Consider the following 13918-nt stretch of genomic DNA (forward strand, 5'->3'; position numbering starts at 1 on the left):
AAGCGCGAATCAAAAGAGCAACAAACAAAAAAGCGAACCAAAAGGTTCGCTTTTAAACACATTAAGCTAATGCCAACTAACAGAATTAATTCAGGTCTTTCGCAGCTTTACGGGCTTGATGCAACTTCTTATAGCTTTCAATCAATCTTAAATGCGGCTCAATACCTTCGAGCTGCATGCTGGTCTTAGTTAAGCCATAAAAACGCACTTTTCCTGTGACTGAGCCAACGACGTTGTCCATCACTTCTTTACCGAACATACGGTTGAAGTTATGGATAAAATCATCAAGTTCTAACTCTTCATCTAAGGTCACTTCCAGCACAGCATTCATGGCTTGGTAGAACAGGCCACGTTTAACGGTATTGTCGTTAAACTGTAGGAACTCACCGACCAGCTCAATCGCGTCTTCGTGTGCACCGAGTGCCAAATAAATCAGGATCTTAAGCTCAATAATCGTCAGTTTTCCCCACACAGTATTTTCATCAAATACAATGCCGATTAAGGTGCGAATATCCGTGTAGTTATCGAGTTGACTTTCTTCTAAACGGTTGACCAAATTAGCCAATTGCTTAGTGCTTAACGAATGCAGATTTAGGATATCTTCACGGTATGCCAGCGCCTTGTTGGTGTTATCCCAAATCAAATCATCAACTGGATAAATCTCCGAATAATCAGGTACTAAAATACGGCACGCCGATGCGCCTAAATCGGTAAACTCAGCGATATACACCTCTTTACCTAACGCTTCTAAGATCCCAAACAGGCCGTCAGCTTCTTCTTCGCTGGTGCCAGAAAAATCCCATTCGCAGAATTCATAATCAAATTTACTGCTAAAGAAGCGCCATGAAATCACTCCTGTTGAATCAATAAAGTGCTCAACAAAGTTTTCTGGCTCGCTAACCGCCATGCTGTTAAAGGTCGGTTTTGGCACATCATTTAAGCCTTCAAAGCTACGGCCTTGCAGCAATTCAGTTAAGCTACGCTCTAACGCCACTTCAAAGCTTGGGTGCGCGCCAAAGGAGGCAAATACGCCGCCAGTTTTCGGGTTCATCAGGGTGACGCACATCACAGGGAACTGGCCGCCGAGTGAGGCATCTTTGACCACTACCGGGAAGCCTTGATCTTCTAAGCCGTTAATGCCCGCGAGGATGCTTGGGTACTTTTCTAGTACAGACATAGGCACATCGGGCAGGACAATTTCTTGCTCAATGATTTGGCGTTTTACAGCACGCTCAAAAATCTCTGACAAGCACTGCACATGCGCTTCTTGCAGGTTATTACCCGCACTCATACCATTGCTTAAGAACAGGTTTTCAATCAGGTTCGACGGGAAGTAAACCGTTTCACCGTCAGATTTACGGGTGTAAGGAATCGCACAGATACCGCGCTTAATATTACCTGAGTTAGTATCAATCAAGTGCGAACCGCACAGCTCGTCATCTGGGTTATAAATCTCTAAACAATAGTCATCGAGAATACCCGCTGGCAGCGCATCATCGTCCTCTAACACAAACCACTTTTCATTGGGATAATGCACAAATTCGCTATTGGCGATTTCAGTCCCAAAGAATTGATCATTATAGAAAAAGTTATTATTTAACCGCTCAATAAACTCGCCGAGTGCCGAGCACAGCGCGCTTTCTTTGGTCGCACCTTTACCATTGGTGAAACACATTGGCGAAGCCGCATCACGAATGTGCAGTGACCACACGTTCGGCACGATATTGCGCCATGATGAGATCTCTATCTTCATTCCAAGATCGGCGAGCATGCCCGTCATATTGGCAATGGTTTGCTCCAGCGGCAGATCTTTCCCCAGAATAAAGGTGCTCGATGCCCCACTAGGCTGGCCCATCAACATGGCATTGGCGTCTGAATCTAGGTTCTCAACGGTTTCAATTTTAAATTCTGGGCCCGTTTGCACCACTTTTTTAACCGTACAACGGTCAATCGAGCGCAAAATACCTTCGCGATCTTTCTCCGAAATATCATCGGGTAACTCAACTTGAATTTGGAAAATCTGGTTGTAGCGATCTTCTGGATCGACAATATTGTTCTGCGACAGTCTAATGTTATCCGTTGGAATATCACGGGCTTTGCAATATACCTTCACGAAATAGGCCGCACACAGGGCTGACGACGCTAAGAAATAGTCAAACGGACTAGGGGCAGAACCATCACCTTTGTAGCGGATTGGCTGATCGGCGGTCACGGTAAAATCATCAAACTTGGCTTCAAGTCTAAGATTGTCGAGAAAATTAACTTTGATTTCCATTGAATATGATTTCCACTAAATATGCGAGTCTGTAGCAGCCCATCGACCAAGTCGCGTCATTGGTAATGAGTCATTAAGGGGGAATTATCGGTGTTTTTGGCCCATTAGTCTTGGGTTAATTATGTTAAAAACCATAATCAGGCCATTTGCGGCTGAGCTTGGTGGGTTGAATAGCAGGGTTAAGCGAGTACTTAGATTGAGTATCAAGAAGGCGAGGAAACCAATGAGTCGCAGAGTAACACTCTGTGCAAAAACACATTATGGATGTTTTTCAGTTTCGCGCTTAACCAACAGGAAGGTTAAATACATCTTAGTCGGTAATGACAAGGCCATGCCAAAGGCAACACACATGGCACTGAGAATAATCCCTTGCACGCCCATCGCCTCAACAGTTTCATTAAAGTTATGCAAGTAGATGCCCAGCGCAATAAGACAAATACCCACACTAATGCAGATTTTCAGCGTTAGGATCAACTTTTCATTTGTCACAACCCTGCCCTTACTATTTGCCACTATCTGCACCGGCTGCACCAGCTCTAGCTAATTTTGCATCAATTTTAGCTAATATAGTGAACTCATTGGGCCCGTATAGTGTTGATAAAGATCAAAAGAAAGGCCTAGATTCACAGCATAGTTAACGATTTTGGAATAAATCAACAGCGCGCATTTTATCGATTTCCATTACATTTTTGTTAACTTAAACACTTAAGAATGCGGGAAATTAGCTATACTGCCCTGCAATAAAAGAGATGTTCATCATGGAGTCGTCAAGCATGTCTAATTTCAGCCTACGTAATAAATTACTGCTGTTGTCGTTATTCCCTTTAATTTTTACTTTGTTCGTACTCATGACAGTTTCTTACTATGTCGAAAAAGACGCCCTTGCTGATGAAGTGACGACCTTTAGAACTAAGCTCATCGGTGAACGTAAAACACAAATAAAAGAAGCCACTGAAATTGCCGCAGGAATAGTGCAGTATCAGTTGTCTTTAAAAGAAAATGGCAATGTAAACCAAGCACTCCGTGATATCCGTTTTGGCAGTTCTGGTTACTTCTTTATTTACGACTCCCAAGGTAAAAACCTGTTCCATGCCGTCATGCCCAACCTCGAAGGGCAAAATAAAATTGATATGACAGATCCCCGCGGCACTAAAATCATTGTCGGTTTACTCGATGCCGCTAAAAAAGGGGACGGTAACTTCTCGTTCTACTTTCAAAAACCCAATACCAATGAGCAAATTGAAAAAATCGGTTACTCCATGATGATCCCTGGCACTGACTGGATGCTAGGCACGGGAGTCTATATCGATGATATCGACACTGTCGTTGAGGATTATCGTGCGACGGTCACTGAGCAGATGATCGAAAAATCCTATGCCATTCTGTTAATTGCGCTGTTACTCGCCGCGATTACTACCGTTGTTATTCTGATCACCGCCCAACGTATGGTCGCACCAATTAAAAATATGGCGAATAACTTAAACGATATCGCTAAAGGTGAAGGCGATTTAACCAAACGTCTTATTGTGAAAGGTGAAGATGAAATTGCACAACTAGGCCAATCCTTTAACCTGTTTGTCGATAAACTCCAAACCATCATAGGCGATGTGGCAAACGCGACGGCTAAAGTTAAAACCGCCGCCAACGCGATTCACGATCAAACCAAAGTCATGTCGAGCCAACTCATCAGCCATAACAATGAAACTGATCAAGTGGTTACCGCCATCACTGAAATGTCAGCCACCGCCAGCGAAGTAGCGCAAAATACCACGCAAGTGGCTGAAGCGACTCACGCCGCCACTGGCGATGTAGCCAATGCCCAGCGCTGCGTCGATGCTTCTTTAGAAGAAATTTCGGCACTCATGGCGCAAATCAACAATGCGGCGGGCAGTATTCAATCCTTGAGCGAACAGTCTAAAAAAATCAACAACGTGCTATCAGTGATTGGCGGTATTGCTGAGCAAACTAACCTATTAGCATTAAATGCCGCCATCGAAGCGGCCCGCGCCGGAGAACAGGGCCGAGGCTTTGCCGTGGTGGCCGATGAAGTGCGTAACTTAGCGAGCAGAACGCAATCAAGCACTTTGGAAATCAATGAGATGCTAACTGAACTGCACAAGCTTGTCGCACTGGCAGTAAAAACGATGGAAGAAAGTCAGCAAAGCTGCGTGCGCTCGGTAGACTCTTCCCGTGCAATTTCTGAAAGCCTAGGCTCAGTGACATCGGCGGTCACGGCAATTAACGACATGAGCACCCAAATTGCGACGGCGGCCACGGAACAAAGCTCTGTAACCGAAGAAATCAACCGTAATGTGTTCGCCATCCAAGAGATAGTGAATGAGTTACTCCATTCCAGCGAAGATGCTGCCAGAGTCAGCCAGACCGTGTCACAGGAAGGTATTAACTTAGGTAAGCTCGTCGGTCAGTTTAAGATTTAAAATATTTTCAATGGGTTGTAAGCTAAATAAGACATAGCAACCCATTAGTTTGCTGCAAATGTAAGATAAGGTCTCAGCCTTACTGAGGCCGATGGCTGTGGAATTGAGGATTGTGAGATTGTGGGATTTTTTAATTTCAAAAAGTAAAACTTAAATCCCATTGCCTACGTATATAAGTCCAAATACCCAATCCAATAGAAATGGCCATGTTCTCAATATTTAAGAAAAATCCCTTAAAAAAATTAACTCAGCAATATAACGCCAAGCTTGAACAAGCTATGCATGCCCAGAGAAAAGGCGATATTAGATCCTACTCAATGCTGACCGCTGAAGCCGAGCAAATTGAAAATCAAATAAAAGTGTTAGAAACAACAAACCATAAATAAACCTTCAAAGCAAAAACACTCAGCAGACAAACTACCAAGAGTCAGCTTGAAAACGTGCCAATCTGGCCTCTGTGACTGTGCATTGAGTCAATTGCATCAACTCACCTAAGGTAATCACAGGGTTGTCTGTGATAAGCCGAATCAGCTTAGCGTCTAATGGTTCAAGTTTGTCCGCATGTTGCAGCAAGGCTGACTCAAGCTTTTGAATAAGATAACGAAATGCTCCATCTACCATCACTAGCTGCTCGGCTTGTAAACGAGCGGTGCAGGATTGGATCTTGATCGCCGCGCCAACAATGCACCAATTCCTTGAACGCCGCACACGCTTAAGCTCGCAATCATATTGGGCTGCAATCGCTTGAGCTTGTTTAACCGCCTCCCGTCCAATTCGATGAATCAGCGAGGGCAGCGAGATACTAATGTCGTCGTTCATAACGCTTGGTTAATCGCCGCTCTTTTTATGCCTGCATGGGTAAAAGCCTGCTCGACTTTAGATTCAAATACAAAAATTCAATGCGCGGCAGTGTACTCTGCCTCACTTTATTCTAAAAGCTCCGCCCTCTGCCGGATAAGATTTGATGCGATGACGCTTTGACTCATTAACCCACATATTTTGAGTGAGTTTCACACCAAGTTTGTAGCTTATGTTGTAAATCGCGCAGCTTCTTTGGGTAATGGCTCTGCTTGGCATAAACCATATACAACTCATGTGGATAACATTGCCATTGGGGAACAAGCAAAGTGAGTTTGTGCTGAACGATATCCTCCTCTACCAAATAATAAGGCAGGCTAGCGATACCTGTACCACTCAAAGTAAGAAGATGTGTAGTGGCATAGTTTGAACTGCACAGTGCAGGCTCAAAAGTGAGCGTGAGACTGTCCCCTGCGAGCGGTTCAAACACCCACTGTGTTTCGCCCGAAGACAATAGACGATAATGGCGTAAATCATCAGGGTGACGAACCTCTGCGGCGGGATGTGCGGGCGCAACCACTAAGACATGGCGAATTCTGCCAAGATATCTGGCGACCAGATTATCGCTGTGCGCAATGCTTGTTCTTAAGGCGAGATCAAACTTGCCGAACTCAACATCTTGAATATTCTGCTCAAAACACAGTTCGAGTTTCACTTGAGGATACTCAGCAATAAACTGAAGCAGCATAGGACTCAGCAATTTTTTGCCCAGTTCCGTTGGAGCGGTGAATTTTAAAGTGCCACAGGAGTCCTGCGTTAAATCCTGCACTAAACGTCCAGCTTCATTGGCCAGCCTCTCGATTTCGCAGGCTTTACCATATAACGCATGCCCTGCTTCGGTCATTGATACTCGCCGAGTGGTTCGGTGGAGTAATTGACAACCCATTTCATCTTCAAGGGATTTAACATGGCGCGATACTAAACCTTTAGAAGCCCCGAGTTGTTCAGACGCAGCGCTAAAACTGTGCATTTTGGCAACCAGCATAAATGACTGCAGATGAGTGAGATTCATCAATTAAACCTATTAACGAAACAATGTGGTGATTATATGCGCTTTTTCTATTTAATTAACCAGACTATCCTTAATTCGTATTCAATTTAGGAGCATGTCATGAAAATAGTCGTAGTGGGTGCATCAGGCACAATCGGACAAGCCATAGTCCGCTTATTTCATTCAACTCAGCATGAAGTTATTCAGGTAGGGCGAACAACGGGGGATGTCCTGATAGACATTCGGGATGAACATTCACTCCATCAAGGGCTAGAAAAAATCGGTAAAGTCGATGCAATGATTTCGGCCATGGGTGATGTCGTGTTTAAACCCTTCAACGCTATGACCCAAGCAGACTGGTACACAGGGCTCCAAAGTAAGTTATTGGGGCAAATACAGTTAGTGCAAATAGGTAGCCAATACCTCAATGCTGGGGGCAGTTTTACACTGACCAGTGGCATTATTGCCGATGTCCCAGTAAAAGATGGCATCAGTGCCGCCACAATCAATGGCGCACTTGAGCATTTTGTTACCGCCGTCGCGGGTGAATTACCTGCGCAGCAGCGGATAAACATTGTCAGCCCAACGGTATTAAGCGAGTCGTTAGCGAGCTATCAGGACTATTTCCCCGGTTTTAGTGCAATCAATGCCGACACATTAGCCAAGGTTTATTTGCGCTCAGTCATGGGCAGAGAAAACGGCCGAGTGCTGAAAGCCTTTTCCAGCTGCGGCACAGTGTCTTAACAGCAGTGTCCTAACAGGACAACCTAACCTTGTAACGCAAGGCGCGTAATCAGTCACTGTTAAAGTCTTGAGCGTTGCGCTGGGATTGCCTACAATAGCGCACGCTTTTTCACTATAGACAACGACAGATCACGACCATGACCGACACAACATCATTACCTGCTTTACCGGATCGCCTTTCCGTTAACCCACGCAGCCCACACCATGTGGCAGAAATTTTCGAGCACGATATCGGTATTAAGCTCAACGGCAAAGAGCGTTTTGATGTCGAAGAATATTGCATCAGTGAAGGTTGGGTAAAAGTACCAAGCAAATCCTTAGACCGTCGCGGCCAACCTCTTTTGCTCACAGTAAAAGGCACAGTTGAAGCCTTTTATCGTTAAGCTTTAGTGCAAAGAGCTGGATCATAAAAACGGCCAATCTAATTGGCCGTTTTTGTTTGCCCAGCAGCAAATGATACTAATTCAATACTACTTGCTGAAACTGCACCAGTGAAGTGAACGACTATTCGGAACAGCTATCTAGTCGGTTTTTGGCGAAATGGATTAAAGCAAATAGCATTATGCATGCCTACTTATTTGAATATCATTAAGTTTATTTGGGGATTCGCTAGAGAAAAGCGTTAGAGAGAGAGGAGAAATAGTTGATGTCTCGGTAACTCCAATATATAAAGGTCCTTCCAGAATACCGGCAGGTATAACAGTGAATGCTCAAGGTAGTGGTGGTTTCTTTGAAAGCATTACTCTTCTTAATCCTCGTGGAATGTAGATCATGACCCTATCTGTATTAAATAGCATTTTAGTTCCCCCTAACATCCCTAATGAATCTGGGATTGGTAACGTTTGGCCTTCTATAGATGAAGGTCTTAGTTTTCCCCGGGATTACATTGCGTTTATTAATCGTTATGGCACAGGAAGAATTGCCGATTTTATAGCGATATTCAATCCATTTACTACGAATTGTGACCTTGATTTTTTTGAGCAGAAGAAATCAATCATTGAGGATTTCAATTACCTTAATAATGAAGACCCAGAGTATTTTAAATATAACCTCTATCCAGAAATTAATGGCCTTTTACCAATAGGCGTAACGGATAATGGTGATTGCATATTTTGGGTTGTTTCCGATCTAAAAGACAGTGAGACATGGGGCACTGCAATAATCGCATCTAGATCGCCAGATGTAGAATATTTTGATGAAAATATAACCTCTCTATTGACTGGTTTATTGTTAAGAAAAATAAGATCAGGATCATTACCTAATAGTTTCCCTCCTAAAAATGTTACCTTTGAAAAAATTTAAACAAAAAATAAATGGTCATCCGCAATAAATCATGGACCGCCACGGCCAACCACTGCTACTCGCAGTAAAAGGCACAGTTGAAGCCTTTTATCGTTAAGCTTTAGCGCAAAGAGCGGGATCATAAAATGAGTAAAGGCTAGCCGTGGGAACCCTAGCTAGCCTTAGATAACAAACACAGTCTTCCTTACGTTATAGCTTGCATTCTAGTTTATCCGCGAGGTAGTCAGCTAATTCAAAAAGAGGGATGTGTGTCATAACACCGTCTTTGCGGCACTTAACTGAAACCCTATTTTCAGCCTCCTCCTTATCCCCAACCGTTAAGATATAAGGCACTTTTTGCTTGTGAAAACGTTTCATTTTGCGGGCAACTGAGTTTTGACTGATATCAATCAACACTCGCATGTCTCGTGCTAAACATAGTGCGGCTAACTGACGGACAAATTGGCTGTTTGACTCATTCACTGAAGCGATAGCAACAGGCACGGGATGCAACCAATCCGGCAGGTTACCCTGTGAGACTTCCAAGAGAATCCCCAACCAACGCTCGATAGAACCATACATAGCTTGGTGCATAATCACTGGCCGTTCGAATTCACCTTGCTCATTTGTGTAGTGAACATCGAATCTTTCAGGCAAATTGAAATCAAACTGGATAGTGCCACACTGCCAGCGTCTTCCCATAGAATCTGTCAGTGACAATTCAATTTTGGGACCATAAAAAGCCCCTTCGCCAGCTTGATACTCGGCATCAAAGCCCTCAATCTGACAGGCTGAATCCAGTAGCTTTTGTGCTCGGCACCATTGTTCATCGCTGCCTAATGCCTTCTCAGGTTTAGTCGATATTTTTACGTCTAAATTATGGTAGCCGTAATCACCATAAACCTGCTTTGCACGCTGGAGAAAACCACGTATCTCCTCCTCTGCCTGAGACCAACAGCAAAAAACATGGGCATCATCCTGAGTGAACTGGCGTGCGCGCAGGCAACCATTTAACGAGCCTGAGGATTCATTACGGTGCACTAAGCCAAACTCAAATAGTCGCAGTGGCAAATCTCTATGGCTATGTACCCCGCGCTTAAACAGCAAAATATGGGCAGGACAAGACATAGGTTTTAACACATATTCATCCATGTTTTCCTTTCCGCCACCGAAAAACATGTTCTCTGCAAACATGTCCATATGCCCAGACGTTTGCCATAACTCCTTCTTCATAAAAACAGGCGTGTTCACTTCCTCAAAACCATTTCGGCGATACACGCGCCTCATGTGCTCTTGAATGTCTCGGAATAACGCCCAGCCATTCGGGTGCCAAAAAATCATACCCGGCGCCTGTGGTTCAGAGTGAAATAGGTCAAGTTGTTCTGCAATTTCGCGATGTGTTTTCATCATTCTCTCCTAAGTAAAATCTGAGCGAAATACAAAACCAAGGTATAAAAAAACCCTCTGGCGATTTCGCTCAGAGGGTTTTTTTAAAGACGCAAAAAACTACCCCCCGAGAATTCTCGTGGTGGTAGTGGTGGTGTTAATTGCGCTTACGTATATTTTTTTCATGCGCCAGTAATAACAAATCATCCCTATCGCAGCAAGCATTTTGTTTATAAAAAAAATAAATGGCAGACAAAATAAAAACAAAATAAATGGCCATCCATAATGAATTATTAGACCGTCGCGGCCAACCTCTTTTGCTCACAGTAAAAGGCACAGTTGAAGCCTTTTATCGTTAAGCTTTAGCGCAAAGAGCTGGATCATAACAACGGCCAATTAATATTGGCCGTTTTGTTTGCCTATTCTACTTCTGCGGCTAAACCATAGGCCTGGTAAATCTGTTTTACACGGCCCGATGCAGCCATATCAAGCAGCGCCCGATTAAGTTCATCGAAAATAGCAGCATGGGTAGAGTTACGGGACATACCAAAATAATGTTCGATCCGATTCGACTGACGGTAATCGGCATAGCTAAAACGATCGTAACCGAGATGCTTGAAGGCATTCTCAATGGCGGCACGATCGAGCACCACCATAGTGTCGAAACGCCCCATGATAAACATGCGAGCCATGTTTTCATCATCGGTAGACTCAATTTTACGTAGCGCGGGATCCGTATTAAAACGCTCAAAATAAACTGTGCCCCGTTTAACCCCTACAGTAACCTGATACAAATCCTCATAGGACTTAATCCGTCCTTCCTCGCCGGCTTTTACGAGAAACAAAATATCGCGAGTCTGAGTGCCGATAGGACCAAGAAACCGTACAAATGCCTCTCGCTCTTCGTCTCGTATCGTGCGCGGCACAATGTCGACCGTGCCTACCCGCAACTCATGAATGCTGCGAGCAAAAGGACGCGCGCTCCATTCGACGCGATAACCGACCTTAGCCGCCGCTTCCTCAAGAATATCCTTTAACGGACTCGTCATAGTATTAGTTCGCTCATCAAGCACCATCTCAGGAGGACGATGCCGAAAATCGGCACGCAACACGTTAGAAAAAGTAGCCGATTGCAGCTCAGCGGCGACAATGATGCCCGCGAAAAAACCACAACCAAGCACACACAAAATTGCGTAGACAGAAGGCAACGAAACAAAGATACTTTTAAAATACATAGAGATACCCGCAAATTTATATGTTGCATTTAGCATAACTCAAAAAATCGAAAACTAAAGTGCATAAAACATAGACCCAGCCTGTAATTGTGATAAACATCATTGATTAAACCGTATAGAGCGGGTTAAAGTGTGATCACTCAGGAAAATGCAGGGCAAACTCGAACTCAATCATCGAGCACGCCATTTAGGGATGAGTAAATTGAGTATCTGAAACCTCTATCTTTTTCGCCTAGACTCTACTTACTTTTAGTAACCTAACTTGAAATAAATGAATAATCGGGACTTGGAATTAAACGAATTATAGAGAGTTCGAATATGAATATACATCATACAATCATCTTTCTAACAGTTACGTTATTAGTCTCGGCTTGCCAAGTAAATAAACGGGTAAACTCTAAAGTATCTTTAATTGAAGTTGAGCAGGCTTTAAGTTTAACCAATAAAATATCGATAAATGATGTTACATTACTTAATGATGCTGACGAAACAGAAAAGTTAAAAAACAAATTAATTCAATTCACGCCTAATCATAGAACTTTTATTAACTTTGGTTCTTACAGCTCGTTAGCTAAGGTTATAACAGTCCCCATCAATGATAATCACCTAGTCATTGAAAGCTATGTTACATCAACGAAGACAGGCGAACTTTATTTGTTCTACCCGGTAATCACAGTCTTTGACAATCAAAAAAAATATATGTCACTTGTCAAACCAAGATACGAATTTGAATTTAATGATAACGTCCTTCGAAACCATTTTACGTTACCAAAAGATACAAAATATATCATTATTCATACCACTCCAGAGTTCACGGGTATGAGCTTTACTGAGTCAAATGTAAAATTCAAAGGCCCGCTAATAGATCCAACTGGAATAGCTGTTGCCACATCCGTCGTCACCGGGGTATTAGTTCCTGTTGTAGGCAATCCAACAAGATTTACACCTACCTATACAGATTTTACACTGTCGATTATTGGGAATATAAAAATCGTCTCACCTTAGAATCTTTATCTCAATCAATTTAAAAGCGTAACTTATAGGGTAAGTGAATATTAGACCTATAAAACAAAACCTTATACCAACCAACCCAAATTAAAATAAATAGCCATCCATAATAAATCAACAACATAACCTACTTGTGGCTGCCTACGTCTGCACTGGCTAAAATTGCTTAAACGAGAGCCATCAAACGTGTCAAGAAGTGCATCTGAGATAATAAATTGAGCTAATTCGTTCAAAAATGGCGTATTTCAGACATGGAAAATCATCCCATTGCGCTTGGAAGGTGATTCCTATTGGAGTGATATCAAGTAGCTATCAGTTGATGCTGAAGTGCTGACAGCTTGTCGCAAAATGCCGTCGTCGCTTTTCTAAGTGCTCGCAGTATTCGGTCAGTTCTTGCAGCGTTCCCACTGGGCCATGAAATAACCTGCCAAACTCGGTAGTGAGCTTAAGCCAATTATCTTTGGGGATATTTAATCTTGTCAGTAACTTAGTGCTATTTTCACTTATTGCCCCACGTTTATCATTGCAGATGATTCGGCCTGTATCATCCACTAATTCGAGATAATCCGTTAAGGAAAACGCAATGCCATTGGGCTGGTTCTCGCGCTCATTACCGATAAAAGGCTGTAGATTTTTAGGTTGTTCACCTTTTAATACGGCCCGAATGCACAGCTGAATACTGGTATAGTCGGATTGTTCTGGCGTATCCGCTATTTGGGCTCTAATCGGATTCAAATCAACGTAGGCCATACAGGTTAACACAGCGGCTTCATCAAGTAAGGCTTGGGATTTAAAGCGTCCTTCCCAAAAACGACCAGTACAGTTATCTTCTTGATTTGCTTGTCTTGCTATCGGTTCATTAAGGCAGCGCATAAACCATGAAATATCGCATAATCGGCTGAGGTAAATTGCGATTGAATGCCTTCATCTGTTGACCTCGTGAGCTTCAACTAACTCACCTTTGGCGAATTTTTGCGTTAAGTCATCACCTTTAAACAGCTTATGCCACTGCTCAAGCACTTCGCGGTCAGTCCAACGATTAGCACTGTCGATATCCACCCGCAGCACCACATGCAGATGATTCGACATCACCGCAAAGGCCGCCACATCAATGGCAAAAACTGCGTCAAGTTCAAACAGTAGTGACTCAACCCAACCACGGCGATGGTCATAGTTTCTCCCTAAATAGGCATCATCTCCACATAAAAATGCACGCCGAACAACACGGCTACAGCAATGGTAATAGGGAGTATCTTCAACACTAACCTGAGTTCTTCTAGGGCGCGGCATAACATGCTCTCCACATAAATACTTTATTGAGTCTAGTAGATGACCCAAAAACACGCGATTTAAAGTGGGTGGCACGATTTACTCAAATAAATCAATCAAAAATTTTCTCTCCAATCACCCTGCTTACCTAGAGACATTCATTTCCTAATATCGAATCTCCACTTAACAGACAGAAAGGAAATCCTATGTCTAATCAAAAAACACCTATGACCAAAGACGATGCAGCACGTATCCAAAGTGCTAATGCCAAAAAACAAGGGGGGCAAATTCCTAAAGATCATTTTGTTGGACGTGCTCAACGTGCAGCAGAGAAAAATGGTCAGTAAGCAGGATTAACAAACCTCAGGGGAGAGCGCACTATCCCCTTTAAAAGGAAAGCTATATGAAGCGCATTAGCAACGATAAAGATATT

13 protein-coding genes and 2 pseudogenes are annotated in these 13918 nt (G+C 43.2%); 8 read left to right on the plus strand and 7 right to left on the minus strand.

The features are described 5' to 3' along the window. Positions 1-85 precede the first annotated feature (85 nt). On the minus strand, positions 86-2275 hold the full coding sequence (locus tag RA178_RS18465) for an OsmC domain/YcaO domain-containing protein (RefSeq protein WP_306683245.1): 2190 nt from the start codon (positions 2273-2275) through the stop codon (positions 86-88). Between the two features lie 258 nt (positions 2276-2533). Further along, positions 2534-2764: a hypothetical protein gene (locus RA178_RS18470; protein WP_263169463.1), complete on the minus strand. Its 231-nt coding sequence runs from the start codon at positions 2762-2764 to the stop codon at positions 2534-2536. 284 nt (positions 2765-3048) lie between these two features. On the opposite strand from RA178_RS18470, the gene RA178_RS18475 reads away from it, so the two are divergent. Then, positions 3049-4713: a methyl-accepting chemotaxis protein gene (locus RA178_RS18475; protein ID WP_105250188.1), complete on the plus strand. Its 1665-nt coding sequence runs from the start codon at positions 3049-3051 to the stop codon at positions 4711-4713. Between the two features lie 206 nt (positions 4714-4919). Next, the gene (locus RA178_RS18480; RefSeq protein WP_198571902.1) at positions 4920-5099 is read left to right on the plus strand and encodes a DUF6435 family protein; all 180 of its coding nucleotides are present in this window, start codon (positions 4920-4922) and stop codon (positions 5097-5099) included. A gap of 31 nt (positions 5100-5130) precedes the next feature. Here RA178_RS18480 and RA178_RS18485 read toward each other — a convergent pair whose 3' ends face one another. Both RA178_RS18485 and RA178_RS18490 read right to left on the minus strand, forming a co-directional pair. Continuing rightward, a complete protein-coding gene (locus RA178_RS18485; RefSeq protein WP_306683247.1) occupies positions 5131-5532 on the minus strand; it encodes a ribosome recycling factor family protein in 402 nt (133 codons plus the stop codon). A 166-nt stretch (positions 5533-5698) separates the two neighbouring features. After that, entirely contained in the window at positions 5699-6583 is an 885-nt protein-coding gene (locus RA178_RS18490; protein ID WP_306683248.1) for a LysR family transcriptional regulator, read from the minus strand. Between the two features lie 99 nt (positions 6584-6682). On the opposite strand from RA178_RS18490, the gene RA178_RS18495 reads away from it, so the two are divergent. The 3 genes from RA178_RS18495 (at position 6683) to RA178_RS18505 (ending at position 8608) form a co-directional block, all read left to right on the plus strand. Next, complete coding sequence (locus RA178_RS18495; protein WP_131523768.1) at positions 6683-7306, plus strand: short chain dehydrogenase; 624 nt, start codon at positions 6683-6685, stop codon at positions 7304-7306. Between the two features lie 137 nt (positions 7307-7443). Next, on the plus strand, positions 7444-7689 hold the full coding sequence (locus RA178_RS18500; protein ID WP_006080205.1) for a DUF3297 family protein: 246 nt from the start codon (positions 7444-7446) through the stop codon (positions 7687-7689). Positions 7690-8077: 388 nt separating this feature from the next. Continuing rightward, positions 8078-8608, plus strand: coding sequence for an SMI1/KNR4 family protein (locus tag RA178_RS18505; RefSeq protein WP_263256298.1), 531 nt, complete (start codon positions 8078-8080; stop codon positions 8606-8608). Between the two features lie 189 nt (positions 8609-8797). Here the strand turns inward: RA178_RS18505 and thrS are convergent, their stop codons facing one another. Continuing rightward, positions 8798-9994, minus strand: a complete 1197-nt coding sequence (gene thrS, locus RA178_RS18510) for a threonine--tRNA ligase (RefSeq protein WP_306683266.1) — start codon at positions 9992-9994, stop codon at positions 8798-8800. A 269-nt stretch (positions 9995-10263) separates the two neighbouring features. Here thrS and RA178_RS18515 point away from each other — a divergent pair. After that, positions 10264-10332: pseudogene (locus tag RA178_RS18515) on the plus strand (DUF3297 family protein); the annotation flags it as partial. Between the two features lie 60 nt (positions 10333-10392). Here RA178_RS18515 and RA178_RS18520 read toward each other — a convergent pair. Next, positions 10393-11208: a substrate-binding periplasmic protein gene (locus RA178_RS18520; RefSeq protein WP_306683268.1), complete on the minus strand. Its 816-nt coding sequence runs from the start codon at positions 11206-11208 to the stop codon at positions 10393-10395. Positions 11209-11526: 318 nt separating this feature from the next. On the opposite strand from RA178_RS18520, the gene RA178_RS18525 reads away from it, so the two are divergent. Then, positions 11527-12213, plus strand: a complete 687-nt coding sequence (locus RA178_RS18525) for a hypothetical protein (protein WP_306683270.1) — start codon at positions 11527-11529, stop codon at positions 12211-12213. Between the two features lie 315 nt (positions 12214-12528). Here the strand turns inward: RA178_RS18525 and RA178_RS18530 are convergent. Continuing rightward, positions 12529-13506: pseudogene (locus tag RA178_RS18530) on the minus strand (transposase). 185 nt (positions 13507-13691) lie between these two features. Here RA178_RS18530 and RA178_RS18535 point away from each other — a divergent pair. Then, positions 13692-13832 (plus strand): hypothetical protein, encoded by a 141-nt coding sequence (locus RA178_RS18535; protein WP_126492743.1) that lies wholly within the window; start codon positions 13692-13694, stop codon positions 13830-13832. Positions 13833-13918: the final 86 nt, after the last annotated feature.

Origin of the sequence: Shewanella oncorhynchi (assembly GCF_030848765.1) — a bacterium.
GTDB lineage: Bacteria > Pseudomonadota > Gammaproteobacteria > Enterobacterales > Shewanellaceae > Shewanella > Shewanella oncorhynchi.